The sequence below is a fragment of the Bacillus sp. ISL-57 genome (assembly GCF_018613135.1).
Classification (GTDB): domain Bacteria; phylum Bacillota; class Bacilli; order Bacillales; family DSM-1321; genus Peribacillus; species Peribacillus frigoritolerans.
Genome location: NZ_JAGGQV010000001.1, coordinates 145,424 through 164,929, shown reverse-complemented (window position 1 = coordinate 164,929; position 19,506 = coordinate 145,424). Strand labels below are relative to the sequence as shown.

Below are 19,506 nucleotides of genomic sequence, written 5' to 3'. Positions count from 1 at the left end.
ACACCATTACATATGGATAAATACTTGTAAAAGCCCAATTCATCTGCTGAAATGGGTAGATATTGACTGAAGGTCAAGGCCTGATCTTTTTTAGTGATTCTTAAAGGCCAGTTTTTAGAATCACTCTTCAAAAATGGCGTTAAAGAGGGTTTTTACTCGACAAATTCTTGCTCACGCCCATTATTATCCTTTGGAACCGCATGGGCTCTCATAAAAGTAGGAACTAGATCAATCGGATGCTCCTCTTGTAAACTTCTTCTGAAAGTGAAATACATAATCCGTAATCAATATACATCCATTTATGCCTTATCTTAGCTAACCATATTATTGGTGGTTTCCGATGAGTTACCTTGTTTGCCAGGCTTCACGAAAACCATGGCTATCATGCCAATCGTGACGGCTATTGATGCTGCAATAAACATGGCATTATATCCATATATGGCGACAAGACTTCCAGTTAAGGTAGGGGCAATAATGGTAGCCAGATTGGCAATGAAATGAGTTACCCCGCCAAATGTTCCAGCTTTATTCGGTTCTGTATCCAGAACCACTATCCAATAAATGGAGTTAGGTAAATAATTAAAGGCATTTCCTATACACATTAAAGCAAGTACGGCCGCCGCACTCTCGACAGTCGGAATCAACATAAAACATACAGCAGTACAAAATAAGGAGACTACTGTGAACCAAGATCTGGCAATACGTAAATTCCCTGTTTTCCTGCGTAATATATCCGAGATTTTACCACCTAATAATCCAGTGATAATAGCTCCTACCCAGGGAATCATACCAATATATGAAAGTGAAGAAAGTGAATAATTAAATTCATCTTGCAGATATTTTGGGGTCCATGTAAGTAATAAAATATTTACATATAAAAAGGCAAAGTATCCAATTGCATTAAATACTAACGTAGGGTTTTTAAAGAAATGGTACCATGGTACATTTATTTGTTCGTCTAATTTCGTCTCACCTTTTATTAAAATATCTGCTCTTCGAATTTCTTCAAGTTCGGTTTTCGAGACTCTTGGATGATCTTCAGGTAAGTTTGTAAATACTTTGTTCCAGATTGCTACCCAAATAAAGCCTAATATTCCGAGAATAACAAATGTTACTTTCCAGTTAGTGAATGTTAGAAGGCCTACTACGATGGGTGCAGTAATTAATGCTCCAATTGGCGTTCCAACTAATCCAAGTGCTACAGCAAACCCTTTTTCTTTAGGAGATACCCAGTTTGCCATCGTTCGGTTCATCGTTGATAAGGTAGGTCCTTCAGCTAAACCAAATAAAACACGAAACACCGCAAATCCTGCCAAGGCAGAGCCTCCAAATAATGCTGCACCTATGTGACCTGCGAAGATTGTCCCAATTTCAAAAAAAGACCATGTAGTTCCGGCAATGATCCACATGAATTTGGGACCTTTCTTATCTGCTAAAGCACCACCAAATAGTGCACCGAATATATAACCATATCCAAAATACCCCAGGATCGCTCCCCAACTTACTGGATCTAAATTGAACTCCTTGATTATTTCAGCTTGGGCATATGAAAGTGCACCTCTATCAATATAATTTATGATTGTAATAACAATAATCATAAAAATGATAAAATAACGATAGTTATTTCTCAACATGTAATCACTCCTTGATGTTTGTTAGAGAGCAGCAATACTGACTGATTTTAAACATAAAAAAACAGTAATCTTAAAACCCTGAATTTAGTCTGCATTATGCAGCCTGTAATAAATTGCAGCCATGAATGCCCTGGTCTTGACTGTTTCGCCCCCCCATAGAGAAGCTCGAATCAAGACAGAAAAAATCAATTTGCATGACAATCGGATACTGGCCAAATTCTAGTAAAATATTAAAAAAACCCTTATAGCAGGTATTCCACCATGGGTAGAAGCATGTATACCAGTGCAGCTGAAATACCAGATCCATCTCTTGCTTTGACAATCGTAATACTGTTAGATCATGTTGTACGTATCAAAGCCTTTTTACATCCGCCAAAATTCCAACGGATATAAAGAGGCTCCTGATACATAGATTAAAGTTCATTAAATGGGCGTTTCATGAGAGATCCGGTCAACCTAATTATGGTTCGATGGGTACAGACTCTCTTCTATTAGTGAATTTTATAGACCAGTCAGGCTTTTTGTATCCGTCTTCACTTTATCATTCACTACTTGCACACCATTTTTCCATACAGACTTAACGTGATTGACCCCAAATAAATATTGCAACTCCTGATAGTTTTCAACATTCCATAATACGACATCCGCTTGTTTACCGACTTCAAGGGAACCGACCCTTTCTTGCCTGTTGATTGCACAAGCAGCATTGTATGTCGCTGCCGTAAGAGCTTCTGCAGGGGTAAGCCTCATCGAAATGCATGCCAGATTCATGACAAGCGGCATGGATGTCGTCGGTGAAGATCCGGGATTGCAATCAGTCGAAATGGCAACAGCCACACCTTCATCAACCATTCGTCGTCCAGGGGCCGCTTCTTCCCGTAAATACAAGGCGGTGGCTGGAAGCAAGCAAGCAATCGTACCTGACTTCGCCATAGCAGTAATCCCCTCATCGGAAGCTTTTAACAAATGCTCAGCCGAAATGGCTCCTATCTTGGCAGCTAATTCAGCTCCACCGTATGGCTCAATTTCATCAGCATGAATTTTAGGGATCAAGCCGTACTTTTTCCCGGCCTTTAAGATCCGCTCTGATTGTTCAGGGGTAAAAACCCCCTTTTCACAAAAGACATCATTGAATTCTGCAAGCTTTTCTTCAGAGACGATTGGAAGCATATCATTAATCAGATGATCGACAAATTCATCCTCGCGGCCTTTATAATCCTTTGGAACCGCATGGGCTCCCATAAAAGTAGGAACCAGATCAATCGGATGCTCTTCCTGTAGCTTCTTCATCACCCGCAATTGCTTTAATTCGGTTTCCAAATTCATTCCATAGCCGCTTTTACCTTCTACTGTAGTCACTCCATGAGCGAGAAACGAATCAAGTCGTCGCGTGGTTTGCTCCATCAATTCTTCTTCACTTGCTTCCCTTGTCATGCGGGTGGTAGCATGAATGCCCCCACCTGCGTTCATGATGTCCATATATGTTGCGCCTTCAAGTCGCATTTCAAATTCACGCTCACGGCTCCCGCCATACACAACATGCGTATGTGGATCAACTAACCCAGGTGTCACCAAATGGCCAGTTGCATCAAAGATTTCAGCTTCATGCATTCTATCAGCATAGAGTTTTTCCAATTCCTTGGTTGTCCCGACAGCTTGGATCACCCCTGACTCCATCCATATACTTCCATCCTCTATCAAACCAAGCTCCGACATTGCCTCTTTGGAACGCGGACCTTTCCTTTCAGAGGTAAGGGTGGCAAGTTGAGTGGCATGTTTTATCCAAATTGGCTTTGTCATTTTTTATCAATTCCTTTACCAAGCATCGGGATATTAATACCTCTTTCACGTGCTGTTTCCTCTGCAAGTTCATATCCTGCGTCAACATGGCGCACTACACCCATCCCAGGGTCCGTTGTCAGCACTCGCTCAATCCTGGCTGCTGCTTCTTTTGTGCCATCTGCCACAATTACAACGCCTGCATGCATGGAGTAACCCATTCCTACGCCGCCACCATGATGTACGGAAACCCAGGTTGCACCGCCCACAGCATTCACCATTGCATTTAAGATCGGCCAGTCAGCCACTACATCGGAACCATCCTTCATGGCTTCCGTTTCACGATTCGGCGAAGCGACAGAGCCTGAATCCAAATGGTCACGCCCAATTACGATCGGTGCCTTCAATTCACCGCTTGCAACCATATCATTGAGGATTTTACCAAAACGGGCGCGCTCCCCATAACCAAGCCAGCAAATACGGGAAGGAAGACCTTGGAACTGGATTTTGTCTTGAGCCATTCTAATCCAGTTACATAGATGTTCATTATCAGCGAATTCACGTAAAATGGCTTGGTCTGTTTTATAAATATCTTCTGGATCCCCAGATAAAGCGACCCAACGGAATGGACCTTTCCCTTCACAGAATTGTGGACGGATATAAGCTGGAACGAAGCCCGGGAAGTCAAAAGCATTCTCTACCCCTTCATCTTTCGCAACTTGACGGATATTGTTGCCATAATCAAACGTCACAGCTCCTTTTTCCATCATTTCAAGCATCGCCCTTACATGTTTGGCCATTGAAGCTTTAGAGAGTTTAATATACTCTTCTGGATTTGCATTCCGTAATTCTGCAGCCTCCACCATTGACAGGCCTGAAGGAGTATATCCATTTAGCGGATCATGGGCCGAAGTTTGATCCGTCAAGACATCAGGAATGAAGTTCCTTGCGATCATTTCCGGAAGAATATCTGAAGCATTCCCAATCAAACCAATCGATAATGCTTTCCCTGCAAGTTTAGCTTCATTCGCTAAACGAATGGCTTCATCCAATGAATCCGTTTTCACATCGGTATAACGAGTCTCGATCCTCCTGTCAATTCTTGTCTCATCTACATCGATCCCGATACAGACCCCACCGTTCATCGTAACTGCCAGCGGCTGTGCCCCTCCCATTCCGCCTAAACCTGCCGTAAGAGTGATGGTGCCTTTTAACGAGTTATTGAAATGTTGTTTTGCAAGCTCGGCAAAGGTCTCGTATGTACCTTGAACGATCCCTTGAGATCCGATATATATCCAGCTGCCTGCTGTCATCTGCCCATACATCATCAATCCCTTTTTATCAAGTTCATGGAATGTTTCCCAGTTCGCGTATGCAGGGACGATATTTGAATTGGCAAGCAGGACACGTGGTGCATCCGAATGCGTTTTAAAAATGGCCACCGGTTTCCCTGATTGGACAAGTAAAGTTTCATCTTCTTCTAGCTCTTTTAGTGATTTGACGATTGCATCAAAGCATTCCCAGTTACGAGCTGCTTTCCCTATCCCTCCGTATACCACCAAATCTTCTGGACGTTCAGCAACTTCAGGATCCAAATTATTCATAAGCATTCTAAGCACTGCTTCTTGTTGCCATCCTTTAGTATGCAATTCTGTTCCAGTATAACGGATAACCTTATTTGTAATCGTGTTCATTTTCATTTCCCCCTTGTTTTTGTTATATATTCATTCTATAAGAAAAATTCAGAATAATTAATTATATTTTAATGATTATTTTATAATTTATTTCAACATTTTGTAGTTAACTTTATTATTTTATGAATAATCTCATTAATTACATTGTTATGAAATAAATAAAAAAGGACGATTCATTTATTGAATCGTCCTTTTTATAAGCCAGACCTATATGCTGATGGTGTACAATCTTCAAGCAATTTGAATTTTGCATTGAAATAGGTTTGATGTGAATAGCCGGCCAATTGTGAGATTTCCTCTAATGATAAATCCGTTTCCTTTAATAAACGTTTAGCTTCCCTAATTCGAACTTGATGGAGCGTATTTCGAAAAGACTCGCCGGATTCAGCGGCAAAACGACGGCTGAGTGTGCTTTTATTGATCCGCAGAGTATCGGCACAACTCGCTAGATTCCACTGGGCGTCCCAATAGTTGGACTCGATCAGCTCCCTTGCCTTTTCGCTGATTGTGCGTGCCCCTTCTTGTAATTGTCCATGATCCTGCATAAGCATATGGGTGGTGAACGCATGCAGCTCTTTCACTATTTGATGAATGACAGGTTTATGTACAATTTGCTGAAATACATCATAGTATATGGCTTCCAGGGAAGCATTTTGCAAGTTGTATGATTTCATATGCCTGCGAATCTGTGCGAGTACGCTTGTAAGGCGGATACGAACGATTTCCGGGTCGGGGTATGGTCGTTCGAAGGTAAGGAATTCACGTTCAATCCAGTTCCTGATGGCCTTCGCATCCCGTCGTTCTAACATTTCTATCCATAGTCTTTGTTCAAGAGGAGTGAGGAAGGGATCCATCTCTTGAGGCGAAGTCTGTTGACTTTCGGCTAAGATGATATCATATCCATCAAAAAAGATTTGTCTCGTAAATTCACGAGTTTGCTGATACATCCTTTTTAAAGACTCATCTGAAGTTGCCGCCTTTATTATAATGGCAAGGGGCTCATCCATTCTTTCTTTCCAATGGGCAAGGAAAGCCTGATACTCTTCCTTATATATCTCCATTTCCTTCGTTTCCTGGACACATAAAATAAAATCCGATAAAGCGAAGATTTGATTCTTCCCAGTAAAAGAATATCGTTGCAGTTCATCATAAACCAATGGAAGGGTCTTGTTATCAGGTGTCAAAAAAGCGACCATGGTTATTCGACTTTCATGCTTCCGGTCTGTCAAGAAGAAATCTGGATACCCAATATCCAGAGCATTCTCATCATCCATGGTGTTTGACGAGATAACACCTGGACCATTTCTTAATTGAAAACGTAATTGTTGGATATGTTTTACCAAATCCGCCGAAGAAAAAGGACGGAATAAAACATCTTCAGCACGAAAACGTAAGGCTCGATAAGCCGTTTGAAAGATTCGCTCAGATGAAATCCCTAACCATCGAATTCCCCTCCGCTTTAACGAAACACCCATCGCCTCACTTTCATCCGTCCAAATATCCATATCCAAAATAACGAATTCAGGTTGCTGATTGCGTATGCCCTTTTCGAATTCTTCAATCGTTCTCCATAAGATCAGTCTAACTCCCGTTAGGTGGGACTCTACTATCCAACGAATTCCTTGAGCCTCAATCTCATCTTTTGCCACCAAGTGAATTTCCACATCATCACCTCATTTCTGCTGTTATTCACCTAATGAATAAATATGAATAGAAAAGGGATCCCTGATCTTTTCGAAAGCCCTTTCATCTCATCTCCATTCTAATCCCGCTGAAAACTACAAACAAGTCTTATTAGGCAGAACCTACGATTTTAGATTAAATTTTTACATGCTCAATTGGTATTTTCACACCATAGAAATATGCTTAAATAAAAAAAGAAACATCGTGGAAACACTGTGATTTCCAATGATGTTTCTTTTTTTATCATTTTAATCTTCAATAATTTAGAACCTTTATAAACGATTAATATTGACATCAACTTCTTTACCTATGTTTTCATCTGAAGCTTCCGTCAATTTTAATGATAATAAGGTGATGACACCTATTATAAGTAATCCAGATAAAATAAACATCCCTTGAGTAAAGGCAACAGTTCCGAGAATCATCGGTCCTACAAAACCGCCTAAAGCCGCAAATGAATTGACTATGGCTATTCCGACTGGGGCAGTGGACTCAGTGAAGAAAAATGTCATATAGGCAAAGAAACATCCACTGAACCCGTATAACCCGAAAGATGTAATCGTTAACATAAGCACCATCATAAAAACACTATTTGAAAAGCCGCACCCGATAAATCCGACAACCGCTATCATGAGGCAAACGAGCAAATGTGTTTTATGTTCATTGGTCCGATCTGAATTCCAGCCTACAAACATGACGGCAGGTATACCGACTAACGATGGAATCATCGCTAACCAGCCTATTTCTAGATTGGTCGTTGCGTTTTCCGATAAAGATTTTATGATGGTTGGCATCCAGAATGACAATCCATAGATGGATGTGTATCCTGCAAAATAAAAAAGGGCCAACTTCCAGATTTTCGAATCTTTCAGCATATCAATCTTCGTGACTTTATTTATTTTCGAGCTAACTTTTCTTTCCGCACTCAATTCGCCTTCTAACCAATCACTTTCTTCCTTTGATAACCATTTAGCGTTAGACGGTCTATTAGTTAAATAGAAAACAACAACAATTCCTATAATAATGGCCGGAATGCCTTCAAGAATGAACATCCATCTCCACCCTGCCATACCAAACCAGGAGATATTGTCAAGAATCCATGTCGACACAGGCGCACCGATCAATCCGCCAATCGGTAGGGCCAAAAGCAAAACCGCTGTTGCCCTTCCTCTTTCGCGAGCCCTGAACCAATAAGTTAAATACAAAATTATACCAGGAAAAAAACCAGCTTCGGCAACACCTAATAAAAAACGGAGAATATATAAATGCATCGTTGTTTGGGCAAAACCAGTTAATATTACCACAAGTCCCCACGAAATCATAATTCGGGCAATCCATATTCGAGCTCCCACTTTATGCATGATCATATTGCTTGGGACTTCAAAAAAGAAATAGCCGATGAAGAAAATACCGGAAAGCAATCCAAAAACTTCAGCGGATAAGGCTAATTCCGCATTCATTTGTAAAGCAGCATAGCCTAAATTAACCCGGTCCAAGTATGCAATGATATAAAGGAGCAAGATAAATGGAAGAATGCGTTTCATCGTCTTACTGATCGTTCGTTTCTCTATTTCACCACTGGAATGATTCAAGATTATTTCCTCCCTTTTCATGCTACTATTTCCAAAACCGTACAACTATTCTCCAGCTTCCCGACATTCTGGTTAATTCCTAGCTCTAAATTTATCCTGAAAACCACCACCCTCCATTTTACATTTACTGAATCCAACAATATTATAAATACAATCCATATACTCAGGGCTAAAGAGGAATAAGCCTTTTCTTCAAGACAGTAACCGATTGTATAGGAATCCTTGAAAAACCTCCCATTTAAACTGAATTAACCTTCCCCATACTTGATCCCAAAGCCTCGTAAACGCTTACTTAATGTGCGAAAACCATTTAAAATAGCGTTGTGATTATTCATGATCTACGTTAGATTAAATAGACCAGCAATCATTTAACTAGACTGTAGTCTGATATTAAACTATATAGGAATATTCTGTCAATTTTCATTTGGAGGTTTTTTTATGATTGAACCCAGAAAGAAACAACTTAGGGGAGAAAAGACTCGTGAAAAAATTTTACAAATATCTCTAAAGTTATTTAGCGAAAAAGGTTACGATAAAGTTACCGTTGACGAAATCGTGAAAAAAAGCGGCACATCAAAAGGGTCATTTTACCAACACTTTTCAGCGAAATCGGACATTTTTTTAGTGAGATTCATAGAAGTCGATGATTACTATCGCGAAGTCTTCCGTTCGTTCCCAGTCGATATGGACGCTACCGAGAAATTGTTTATTTTCATTCGCAAATTGATGCGTTTTCTGGAAGTAGAAATGGGCAAAGATTTAATGAAAGTGATTTACAGTTCCGCTTTAGATTCGAAGGAACATACTTACTTTTTAAATTCAAACCGCTCACTCTTCAAAATCATTCGTTCATTAATTGAAGAGGCGAAAGAACAAAACGACATTGGCACTGACCAATCAGTTAACGAAATTTCACAACTTATCTTCCAAAGCCTGATGGGAATCATCTATCATTGGGGATTAAACAACTCAGAACAAAGCTTGGAATCACTATCCATACCGCTAACCAAAACAATCATTAATGGGCTGAAAACTAAGAACTAATACATAAATCAAAAGATTCATTTCTAAATTTCTGACATTTAATTCAATATTAACCCCATTCTCATTGCTTGGTCAGGGAAACTCCATTAATATATCAGGTTCATACATTTTCTTTATTTCAATTAAGTGTCAACCAAAGTAAACGAGGAGTAGAATGCCAGATCATGAAACGATTTTTATTTATCACCCTATATGCACTATTATTTGGATTATCGCTGCAGGCTTTTAATTTCAAGCTTGACCATCCTATTGCCAAAGATATAAGCCGTCTGATGCCAGTTAAAATGAAAGTGATAAAGGCAGAAGATAGTGAAGAAGAAATCAAAAAGGTCGTTTTGGATGCCGAAAAAAACGATGATCCCATTTCCATTGCCGGAATGCAGCATAGCCAAGGAGGGCAGACATTATATCCAAACGGGATCCTCCTCGATATGAAGAAATATGATAAAATACTTGATTTGGATGTAAAAGAAAAACGCATCACGGTCCAAAGCGGAGCAACCTGGGCTGCTCTTCAGGAATACATCAACCCATATGGACTTGCACTGAAGGTCAGTCAATCTCAAAACATTTTTACCATTGGCGGGTCTTTGAGCGTTAATGTCCATGGCCGGGATATCCGTCATCATGCCTTGATAGAAACCGTGGAATCATTTAGATTGCTTGACGCAAAAGGACAAACCCTAACAGTGAGCCGCGAAGAAAATTCGGAGCTCTTCCATACGGTTATTGGCGGGTACGGATTGTTTGGAGTCATACTCGATGTAACACTCCACCTTACTGATGACGAACTTTATAACATTAAAACTAAATCACTTCATTATGATCAATATACGTCGTACTTTAAAAAAGAAGTTCTTAAAAACGCTGATGTTAAAATGCATCTTGCAAGAATATCTGTTGCTCCAGACTCCTATTTGGATGAAATGTATGTAACGGATTATTATAGGGCAAATGACCAAACAAGGCTATCTGACTACGATACTCTCAAACGGGAAACGATCATTGCCGTGCCTAAATTCTTTCTTGGCCTCTCACGTTATAATGACTGGGGTAAAAAAAGGTTTTGGGAAACTCAAAAAGCCTACACGGCCAATATTGATGGCAACTTGGTTTCGAGGAATAATGTGATGCGGTCGGATTCAGCATTCATGGATTACAGCAATCCCAAAAAAACTGAAGTGCTGCAAGAATACTTCGTTCCGATTGATCAATTTGCTGATTATATCGATGACTTAAGAAGAACCTTATCTATTGAGAAAGATTTTAATTTATTAAATATCACAATTCGTTATGTGGAACATAATGATGAATCACTCATGTCCTATGCCAAGGATGATATGTTCGCTTTAGTGATGCTCATCAATCAAGGGAAAGATGACGAAAGCAAGGATAATACAGGGAGGGTCATCCGTAACATGATCGATGTGACGCTTGACCATAACGGCAGCTACTATCTGCCCTATTATGGGTATCCAACCAAGACACAATTATTTGAAGCGTATCCGCATACTGAGGAATTCTTTCGATTAAAGATGAAATATGATCCTGATAATCGCTTCATGAATCTTTTCTATGAGGGGTATCATCCATGAATTATAAACGTTTTGTTTTTTACCAAGGCACTGTTGGAATGGCTGCCAGCATGATTTTCCCCTTTTATATTTTGCTAATCAAAAATGTGGGCACCAGTTATTCGCAATTCGGGTGGGCATATGGAATATTCTCCTTGACTGCAGCGCTCAGCTATCCTTTAATCGGAAAATTCACTGACAAAACAGGTGACAAAGCATTTCTCCTTATCTATTCATGGGGGATGGCACTTATCCTGCTTGCCTTTCCTCTCGCATATGAAATTTGGCATGTCTATCTCCTGCAAATCATTATGGGAGTACTTGGGGCAGTACAAAGAAACACTGAAAAAACGGTACTGGCAAGATATGTAACGAAGAAAACCGCGGGTGCGGAAATCGGGAACTACCATGTTTGGACATCCGTCGGTGCTGCAGCTGCGGTGATTGCAACCGGATATTTAGTCGACTTTTTAACGATCGGCAGCATCTTTTACATAGCCTCCCTTATGTTTGCATGGAGTGGGTTTATTATAAAGAAGATGGAGAAAAATACATCACAATCTCATACACAAAAACTAAAAATATAAGCATTTATTATGGTAAGAGCCAATAAATCAGTTACCCCTTTTAAAAGAAGCATCTGCTAACCTCAGCAGATGCTTCTTTTACTATATAATCATTTGTTGATCAAAAAACTAAAAATGATCTTACAAAAAAGTTTTAATCCTTCTGCCCATTTTTCAATATGGTTTCGTTATATATACGATTATATTAGTACAATTAAAGATAACGGACATTAGCCATATAATAAAATACTACATTCTTTTCAATTTGATAATTATTTTTTTGTCTAAAAAAACTAATGACATCATTATTATACCCATTCCAATCAATTGATGAATAGACAACTCTTCTTGTAAAAAGAAATAGCCTAAAATCATTCCGATGACAGGTACTATATAATTACTATATGAAGTAAATAATGCGCCTTCTTGCCGAATCAGACTGTTAAATAATGCATAAACAACACCTGCATGGAAAATGCCTAAAATCGCTAAGTAGATGGATTGAGATTGTGCTATATCCAATTTGAAAGATTGCTCAAACAAAAGGGACATGGGGATGAGCAATGCACTGGCAATCAGTAATACATTTCTCATATGAATGACGGAAGATCCCTCGTTCAATTTCTCCATGAAAATCAATGATAATCCAAAACTCATAGCAGCCAATATCATGAGGATGTTCCCCTGAATACTGTTAGAAAGCTCTTGGATTCCCTGTGTCGGCCAGGAAAGGAAGACAATACCTGCAAATCCGAATAGGATACTTGTAATCTGCAGCCTTGTGCTTTTTATCTTGAAAAATACTGGTAAAAAAAGGATGGTAAAGATGGGGACCATACCAATCAGCACCGCTGCGATACTGCTAGGCACAGATTTCTGGCCTTGTGCAATAAAAACGAATGGTAGTACAACCTCGAAAAAAGCAATGATAATATACCATTTATAATAACTCCTGGGTACTTTTCGCTCTTCTTTTGATAAAAACAATCCCAAAAAGAGTAAACAGATACCGCCGATGAATGCTTTAATGGCTGACAATGTAATGACCCCAACATTTTCTATGACTAATGCAATAAAGAAGAATTGAGATCCCCATATACCACTAATCAAGAGTAACAATACATATTTATTCATTCCTTTACCTCCCTTTTCAGCAATGGGTCGGCAAAAGTCTTACTATTATGCTTGGAATGATTTCGACCAAAATAATTCGTGCCGATTACCCCAGCAAGAATGATCATTGCACCTATTACATGATAATAATGAATCGATTCATGTAAGAAAATCACCCCTGCCATTATCGTAATCAATGTCGCTAAATTACTAAAAACGCTCATTTTAGATGCTGGTAATATAGATAATGAATAGTTTGATAAAAAAGCAGTAAGCAGTGACGATAATACCCCAAGATATACGATTGAAATGAGGAATGCACTACTTGTGAAGGGTAATAAAAAGCTGCTGATAGATTGGTTAATTATATGGTTAATGACGGCCATACTATTAAAAGTCACAAAACCAAAGAATGTCATCACATACGTTAACGTAAATAGTGAATATTGCTTTGTTACCTTCCTCGCTACCACATTATAGAGAGCGGAAGCAATCGAAGATAATAAGATCAGGATCGTTCCTTTCAAACTGTAAGCCGCATGTTGCAAGTCATTCATGACAAAGATAAAGACAACCCCCATAACAGATAAACACAGAAAAAATTTCTGAGCTCTACCTGCGTATTCTTTCAAAAATAATGAAGCTGATAATAACGTGAAAATTGGTATGGTCGCTTGGATAATACCCGCTTCTGAAGATGAGGTATAAATGAGACCAAACACTTGAAAAATAAAGAATAAAATTGGATAAAGGAACACCAGCGGAAGAATTTTCACAGAATCCTTCGCACTCATTTTCACTGATGTCCCCCTTAATAGCTTAATAATTATGGCGATCAAGAAAGCCATCGTAAATCGATGTGCCAATGTATCTAGCGGACTAGCTTCCATTAATGATATTTTTGTAAAGAAAAATGAAAATCCAATAATAATGGCATAAAGTATCGCCGCAAGATAGGCTTTTTTATTTTCTGGCATATTGAGTAATCCTCCTTTTCAACACCCGGCCGGTTGTTAGTATCGTATTAAAAGTTCCACTACGATACAATACAAATATGAAGCATCTGTAACGGTACAGTTTTAGGAGGTATTCATGCTAAAATACGTAGCTTTGTTTAATGAATTTGCATCTCTCATCCAGAATGGACGGCTCAAAGCGGGCTCTAAACTCCCGTCTATCCGTCAATTAAGCGATCAACATCAATATAGTAAAAGTACAGTCTTGAAAGCCCTGCAAGAATTGGAAAAGAGGCATTTAATCTTTGCGGTTCCTAAAAGTGGATATTATGTCGTTCAAAAAGAGTTTCATGATAAAAGCGAACCTACAACGGACATCGACTTTGTTACCTCTGCTCCCGCTTGGCATCAATTTCCGTATCATGACTTTCAACATTGCATTAATAAAGCCATCGATACCTATCAGCAAGATTTGTTTATCTATGGCACTCCAAAAGGACTGCCCTCTTTAATTAAAGTGATACAAAAACAATTAGAGCAGTATCAGGTTTTCGCAAAAGAAGAACAGATTTTCATTACTTCTGGCGTGCAGCAAGCACTTTCCTTATTAACGTTAATCCCCTTTCCAAATGAACGTACCCATATACTTGTTGAGCAGCCTAGTTATCATCTATTTGTGGAGCAATTGAAAGCGTACAAGATTTCCGTGCTAGGAATCGAACGAACAGCAGAAGGTATTGATTTAGGGGAGTTAGAACGGATCTTTAGTGATCAGGAAATTAAATTCTTTTATACGATGCCTCGTTTTCATAATCCGTTAGGGACTTCTTATTCTAAAATGGAAAAAGAGGAGATACTAAAACTTGCTGTAAAGTATGGTGTCTATATTGTAGAAGATGATTATTTAGCAGATTTCGAAGAAAATATGAAGGTAGACCCTATTTTTTCCAAGGATACCCATAACATGGTCATTTATTTAAAAAGCTTCTCAAAAATAATGTTTCCAGGATTACGCATAGGTGTTGCCGTCTTGCCTAAACCATTAACGGACAGCTTCCAACTATATAAGAGAACGGCTGATATTGATAGTTCCATGATTTCACAAGCAGCATTGGAAATCTACATAAAAAGCGGTATGTTTAAACACCATAGAAACAAAGTGCGCCTTTCCTATTCATTGCGTGCAAACTTGCTTTATGATGCTCTAGAAAAGCACTCTGCTTCAGGTTTTTATCGCCCAGCATCCATATGCATGAACGCTCATATCATACTGCCTCATCGTATAAATAGTACTTACCTCATCAATAACTTACAGAATCAACAAGTACTGGTAGAGACGATGGGTCAAAATTTTTTAGATGGCTTTCCCCAGGAAAAAATATTAAAATTAAACGTGTCCAATACAAATATACAAAAACTTGACCACGGAATAGCTCTCATTTTTAAAGAATTGAATAACAAGCAAAACTATTACGTATAAAGCTTTTACATGAGGTTATTAAACAAGAAAAGCAGTAAAATATTTTTTCTGATACATCGGAAAACATTAGTTACAGACATTAACATTTGTCATTCTGAAATAGCCTATGTAAATGAGCTCAGCCAAAAAAGAGCTAAATAGAATTAGCTCTCAGACTGTAGACAAACTCGCTTTCCTTCGAGTTTGTCTACATTTTTTTTACTTGTACAAGTTGATTGGAACGTAGGGCATTCGCTTTCCGCGGGCGGTCCGCCGTCGGCGTGCTTGCGCCTGAGGGTCTCTTGGACTCGCTACTCTCGCAGGAGTCTCACACACCCGCTCCAATCAACTATGCTTAATAATTTGGATACAACTCCTTTTGCCTACAGTCTTAAGCAATTATAGGATTTGCACTAAAAAAGTTTACACTTTATTTATAAAATTTGATACGATCCTCAAGTGGTTTGAATTCTTTATCACCCGGTTGAGCTGTTGGATTTCCAAATGGCATTTGCGCAATCAATTTCCAATTGCTTGGAACATTCCATTCTTTTTTCACTTCATCATCAATTAGAGGATTATAATGCTGTAAAGTTGCTCCCAATCCTTCTGCTTCAAGTGCCGTCCAAACAACTAATTGATGCATGCCTGATGTTTGTTGTGACCAGATTGGGAAGTTATCGGCATACGTTGCAAATTGTTCTTGAAGTGATTTTACAACAGATTCATCTTCAAAGAATAATATTGAACCATATCCCGCTTTAAATGAATCCATTTTTTGTTGAGTGCCAGAGAAATCTCCCTCTCCAACAGCTTTCTTTAATGCCTGCGTCGTAATATCCCATAATTTATCATGTGCCGATCCTGTCAAAACAACAAGGCGTGAGGATTGGGAATTAAAAGCCGATGGCGTATGTTTTACCGCAAATTCTACTATTTCTTTAATTTTCTCATCGGATACTCCGACCTCTTTATTGATTCCATAATATGAACGTCTTTCTTTAATGGCCGTGTAAAAATCTTTTGTCATAAGTCATTCCTCCAGAGCATTTTTTCTATTTCAAATGATTATTCCATTTTTTATTTCTACCTATTTTAGTATGGGCATAAACCAATATATCATTCGCAATTATTCTTTAATGAATTCCTTGGTGCTTCTTACTGTATCAATTGGACGGACCAACTTTTCGATTTGATCCCGTTTCGGTTCCAAGAACGGTGGTAAAGATAACTTTTCCCCAAGCGTTTCATACGGCTCATCCCCCATGAATCCAGGACCATCCGTGGCAAACTCGAATAAAATTTGCGGTGCCACCCGTACGTAAAGCGACTCAAAAAAGTGACGATCGACATAACCGGACGTATGAAATTGGAAGCTTTCCATTCGTTTGATCCATTCTTCCAGAACGGAACGGTCTTCAACACGGAAGGCTGTATGGTGAACAGTCCCAAATCCCTGCCGAGCCTGAGGAAGGATCGAATTATGCTCGACGATCACTTGTGCACCATTCCCGCCTTCCCCTACTTCAAATAGGTGAAATGACCCTTCGTTGGCTATTTCTTTGAATAATAGGACTTTTTCCATCATTTCTTTAAAGTAATCAAAGTTGGCGATACGAATGAAAATTGGACCTAATCCCGTAATAGCGTATTCCAGAGGAATCGGTCCTTTTTGCCAAGGAATCCCGGATGCAACCCCTTCGCTATTTTCATCTGAGATCAATTGATATTGCTGATCATCAAAATCCACAAATGAAATGTTCTTTTTGCCAAACTGTTCTTGGATTCCTGTATTCTTTACCTCTAAACGGTCAAAGCGTTTAACCCAATACTCCAATGCCGCATCAGTCGGTACACGGAAGGATGTTTTGGAAATCTCATTAGTCCCATGCTCTCCTTTAGGAATTCCAGGAAAATCGAAGAATGTCATGTCAGTACCCGCACCGCCAACATCGTCGGCAAAAAACAGGTGATAGGTTTGGATATCATCTTGGTTAACAGTTTTCTTGACTAAACGCATGCCCAATATATTTGTGAAAAATTCATAGTTTTTTTCAGCACTACTCGTTATGGCCGTTACGTGGTGTATACCTTTTAATCCATTCATACATTATTCCTCCCATTAAAACGATTCAATTTTTGGATATTCAGCGTTTTCCTTAATCCCCTATATTTTTCCTTCAAAAAAGAGTGGCTATTCATTAAAGGGGTTTGATAAAGTGTTTCTTATTATCTTGAATTAATATATCTTTACTTAAAGATAATTTATCATGAATACCATCCACTGTCAACAACATTACCTCAAATCAATATATCTCAGTATCGAAATAATTACAGGGCAAAAAAAAAAACACACAGTCAATTTCACTTAAAATAAAGACCATTCTGTATATGGGTTACTGTCTATAGCTATAAATAGCGACAAAGACAGTATTTTGTATATCTATTATTTTTAGTTCCGTACCAATAAGCTTAAGATATAGCAACCGTTGTTTTAAGGCTGTCACTATTAATCATTCCCTAATTTTCATAATATCCATTTGAATTCACCTCTTTTCATAAATTATGGGTTTATCGAGTATACATCTCGTAAATCTGTTCTTCCTTTAAATCAAAGCGAACAAACCGAACATCTCGTAAATATTCCTTTTGATCCATCATCAAAAGCATAATAGGAGCTGTTAAAATCCCGATACCTCTTCTACCTTATTTGCATCAATGTGCCCCAGGTGGATAAGTGGGTAAATTGTCCAGCAGTTCCCTAGGAGAAAAGAGAACTTATTCGTTACCCATTTCTTTAAATAACTCTATCGCTTTCGTTAAATTACTCTTTCTACTTTTAAACAACTTTATTATTCGTGAATACCACAAAACCCGAAATACAGACGCTCAAGATTGAGTGACAGTATTTCGAGTAGTCCTCCCATTGTGTTTTTTTATTTTTCTCTTTGTTCCGTTTTCCACCATAGGGAATCTTTTGGATTTTCAACAGCTTCTTGAAATTCAGATTTTGAAGCAACTGTTGGGTAAGATCCTTTTAGCGATTTTCCTGAAGTACTATTGAACAAGAATAATATCACTAAAAACCCGATAATATTCACGGCTGTTAAATAGAAACCAGGTGCTAAGTTATTCCCCGTTTGGTGAACTAACCATGTGGAAACTAAAGGGGTAGTTCCACCAAATATTGAAACTGAGACATTAAAGGTCACTGATAATGTTCGATATCGAATATCAGTATAGAACATGGCTGGTAACGATCCAGGCATTGTGCCTTCATAAATTGAAAGCAGAACACCTAGAATTAGAACACCTAACGAAATAAATACTAAAGCATTCAGGTTTATTAAATAAAAAGCAAGGGCAGATAATAGGCTTAAACCGCCTAAACCGATTAAGAAAACAGTCTTATTTCCAATTTTATCACTGAGCTTTCCAAATATTAAAGTAAGAGGCACCATAATAATCATTAGAATCGTAATTAATAGGGTTCCTACTGTACTGGATAATCCAATAATCTCATCTAAATAAGAAGGCATGTATGATAATAGCATATAGCTTGTAATATTAAAGAATGCAACAGCTACAAAACATACAAGAATATCCTTTTTGTGATTTTTGAAAATAGATAGAAAGCTTTCATTTGGGGCTTCATCATCAGAAAGTTCATTTTCAAAAATCGGTGATTCTTCTAAACTTTTTCTTAAGTACAATCCAATAAGCCCTAAAGGTAAGCCGAGTAAAAACGGTATTCTCCAACCCCATGAGGCCATCTGTTGATCGGAAAGAGTAATAAAGAGTGTACTGGCAAGTAATGAAGCTAATATATAACCAATTAGCGTACCAATTTCTAATCCACTTCCAAGCATATTGCGTTTATTGTCTGGAGAAGATTCTGCAATATAGACCATTGCACCAGCGTATTCGCCACCTGTTGAAAAACCCTGAATAATTCTAGCTATTAATAAGAGTATAGGTGCCCATATACCGATTTGATCATATGTAGGTAATAAACCGATTAGTAATGTTGAAAAAGCCATCAAAATAATCGTTGTTGTCAAAACGACTTTTCTTCCTAATTTATCACCGATTTTACCAAATATGATACCCCCTACTGGGCGCATTAAAAAGGCAATCGCAAACGTTGCAAAGGTGAACACTAATTTTAGTTCATCATTCTCAACAGCACTAAAAAAATTTTGACTAATGATAACAGCCAAATAGGAATATAAGCCAAAATCAAACCACTCCATAGCATTTCCTACCCCTGTAGCAAACACGCTTTTCTTCGCTTTTTGAATATCTACAACGTTGATTTTTTTCTTGTTAAATTTCATTTTATCATGTCAACTCCATGGAATACATTTATGCAAGAATAAGAAGTAAAGTCAAACGGGAGGAAAATCGGATTT

15 protein-coding genes are annotated in these 19,506 nt (G+C 38.4%); 5 read left to right on the top strand and 10 right to left on the bottom strand.

The window, feature by feature from the left end:
* Positions 1–311: 311 nt before the first annotated feature.
* Entirely contained in the window at positions 312–1,634 is a 1,323-nt protein-coding gene (locus tag J7I90_RS00730) for an MFS transporter (protein ID WP_057275972.1), read from the bottom strand.
* 261 nt (positions 1,635–1,895) lie between these two features.
* Between J7I90_RS00730 and J7I90_RS27635 the strand changes: the two genes are divergently transcribed.
* Positions 1,896–2,027: a hypothetical protein gene (locus J7I90_RS27635; protein WP_285289394.1), complete on the top strand. Its 132-nt coding sequence runs from the start codon at positions 1,896–1,898 to the stop codon at positions 2,025–2,027.
* Between the two features lie 108 nt (positions 2,028–2,135).
* Here J7I90_RS27635 and hutI read toward each other — a convergent pair whose 3' ends face one another.
* The 4 genes from hutI to J7I90_RS00710 form a co-directional block, all read right to left on the bottom strand.
* Positions 2,136–3,434, bottom strand: a complete 1,299-nt coding sequence (gene hutI, locus J7I90_RS00725) for an imidazolonepropionase (RefSeq protein ID WP_214767819.1) — start codon at positions 3,432–3,434, stop codon at positions 2,136–2,138.
* Positions 3,431–5,107: a urocanate hydratase gene (gene hutU, locus J7I90_RS00720; protein WP_053534747.1), complete on the bottom strand. Its 1,677-nt coding sequence runs from the start codon at positions 5,105–5,107 to the stop codon at positions 3,431–3,433. Before hutU ends, hutI begins: the two co-directional genes overlap by 4 nt.
* Before the next feature lie 194 nt (positions 5,108–5,301).
* Positions 5,302–6,771: a helix-turn-helix transcriptional regulator gene (locus tag J7I90_RS00715; RefSeq protein WP_214767816.1), complete on the bottom strand. Its 1,470-nt coding sequence runs from the start codon at positions 6,769–6,771 to the stop codon at positions 5,302–5,304.
* A 291-nt stretch (positions 6,772–7,062) separates the two neighbouring features.
* On the bottom strand, positions 7,063–8,382 hold the full coding sequence (locus J7I90_RS00710; RefSeq protein WP_214767813.1) for an MFS transporter: 1,320 nt from the start codon (positions 8,380–8,382) through the stop codon (positions 7,063–7,065).
* A 438-nt stretch (positions 8,383–8,820) separates the two neighbouring features.
* Between J7I90_RS00710 and J7I90_RS00705 the strand changes: the two genes are divergently transcribed.
* From J7I90_RS00705 to J7I90_RS00695, 3 genes are all read left to right on the top strand, one after another.
* A complete protein-coding gene (locus J7I90_RS00705; RefSeq protein ID WP_214767810.1) occupies positions 8,821–9,426 on the top strand; it encodes a TetR/AcrR family transcriptional regulator in 606 nt (201 codons plus the stop codon).
* A gap of 164 nt (positions 9,427–9,590) precedes the next feature.
* Positions 9,591–11,021: an FAD-binding oxidoreductase gene (locus J7I90_RS00700; protein ID WP_214767807.1), complete on the top strand. Its 1,431-nt coding sequence runs from the start codon at positions 9,591–9,593 to the stop codon at positions 11,019–11,021.
* On the top strand, positions 11,018–11,587 hold the full coding sequence (locus tag J7I90_RS00695) for an MFS transporter (RefSeq protein ID WP_214767804.1): 570 nt from the start codon (positions 11,018–11,020) through the stop codon (positions 11,585–11,587). Before J7I90_RS00700 ends, J7I90_RS00695 begins: the two co-directional genes overlap by 4 nt.
* 228 nt (positions 11,588–11,815) lie before the next feature.
* Here the strand turns inward: J7I90_RS00695 and J7I90_RS00690 are convergent, their stop codons facing one another.
* Both J7I90_RS00690 and J7I90_RS00685 read right to left on the bottom strand, forming a co-directional pair.
* On the bottom strand, positions 11,816–12,700 hold the full coding sequence (locus J7I90_RS00690; protein ID WP_214767801.1) for a DMT family transporter: 885 nt from the start codon (positions 12,698–12,700) through the stop codon (positions 11,816–11,818).
* The gene (locus J7I90_RS00685) at positions 12,697–13,656 is read right to left on the bottom strand and encodes a DMT family transporter (RefSeq protein ID WP_214767798.1); all 960 of its coding nucleotides are present in this window, start codon (positions 13,654–13,656) and stop codon (positions 12,697–12,699) included. The genes J7I90_RS00690 and J7I90_RS00685 overlap by 4 nt, the downstream gene beginning before the upstream one ends.
* 115 nt (positions 13,657–13,771) lie before the next feature.
* Between J7I90_RS00685 and J7I90_RS00680 the strand changes: the two genes are divergently transcribed.
* The gene (locus J7I90_RS00680) at positions 13,772–15,115 is read left to right on the top strand and encodes an aminotransferase-like domain-containing protein (protein WP_214767795.1); all 1,344 of its coding nucleotides are present in this window, start codon (positions 13,772–13,774) and stop codon (positions 15,113–15,115) included.
* A 409-nt stretch (positions 15,116–15,524) separates the two neighbouring features.
* Here J7I90_RS00680 and J7I90_RS00675 read toward each other — a convergent pair whose 3' ends face one another.
* From J7I90_RS00675 to J7I90_RS00665, 3 genes are all read right to left on the bottom strand, one after another.
* On the bottom strand, positions 15,525–16,124 hold the full coding sequence (locus J7I90_RS00675; protein ID WP_054396318.1) for a nitroreductase family protein: 600 nt from the start codon (positions 16,122–16,124) through the stop codon (positions 15,525–15,527).
* A gap of 99 nt (positions 16,125–16,223) precedes the next feature.
* The gene (locus J7I90_RS00670; RefSeq protein ID WP_214767792.1) at positions 16,224–17,201 is read right to left on the bottom strand and encodes a ring-cleaving dioxygenase; all 978 of its coding nucleotides are present in this window, start codon (positions 17,199–17,201) and stop codon (positions 16,224–16,226) included.
* A gap of 829 nt (positions 17,202–18,030) precedes the next feature.
* A complete protein-coding gene (locus tag J7I90_RS00665) occupies positions 18,031–19,431 on the bottom strand; it encodes an MFS transporter (RefSeq protein WP_214767789.1) in 1,401 nt (466 codons plus the stop codon).
* Positions 19,432–19,506 lie beyond the last annotated feature (75 nt).

Bases quoted from the DNA above. Each gene is read 5' to 3' on its own strand.
- J7I90_RS00730 (WP_057275972.1), bottom strand. From the start codon at position 1,634: ATGTTGAGAAATAACTATCGTTATTTTATCATTTTTATGATTATTGTT.
- J7I90_RS27635 (WP_285289394.1), top strand. From the start codon at position 1,896: ATGGGTAGAAGCATGTATACCAGTGCAGCTGAAATACCAGATCCATCT.
- hutI (WP_214767819.1), bottom strand. From the start codon at position 3,434: ATGACAAAGCCAATTTGGATAAAACATGCCACTCAACTTGCCACCCTT.
- hutU (WP_053534747.1), bottom strand. From the start codon at position 5,107: ATGAACACGATTACAAATAAGGTTATCCGTTATACTGGAACAGAATTG.
- J7I90_RS00705 (WP_214767810.1), top strand. From the start codon at position 8,821: ATGATTGAACCCAGAAAGAAACAACTTAGGGGAGAAAAGACTCGTGAA.
- J7I90_RS00700 (WP_214767807.1), top strand. From the start codon at position 9,591: ATGAAACGATTTTTATTTATCACCCTATATGCACTATTATTTGGATTA.
- J7I90_RS00695 (WP_214767804.1), top strand. From the start codon at position 11,018: ATGAATTATAAACGTTTTGTTTTTTACCAAGGCACTGTTGGAATGGCT.
- J7I90_RS00690 (WP_214767801.1), bottom strand. From the start codon at position 12,700: ATGAATAAATATGTATTGTTACTCTTGATTAGTGGTATATGGGGATCT.
- J7I90_RS00685 (WP_214767798.1), bottom strand. From the start codon at position 13,656: ATGCCAGAAAATAAAAAAGCCTATCTTGCGGCGATACTTTATGCCATT.
- J7I90_RS00680 (WP_214767795.1), top strand. From the start codon at position 13,772: ATGCTAAAATACGTAGCTTTGTTTAATGAATTTGCATCTCTCATCCAG.
- J7I90_RS00675 (WP_054396318.1), bottom strand. From the start codon at position 16,124: ATGACAAAAGATTTTTACACGGCCATTAAAGAAAGACGTTCATATTAT.
- J7I90_RS00670 (WP_214767792.1), bottom strand. From the start codon at position 17,201: ATGAATGGATTAAAAGGTATACACCACGTAACGGCCATAACGAGTAGT.
- J7I90_RS00665 (WP_214767789.1), bottom strand. From the start codon at position 19,431: ATGAAATTTAACAAGAAAAAAATCAACGTTGTAGATATTCAAAAAGCG.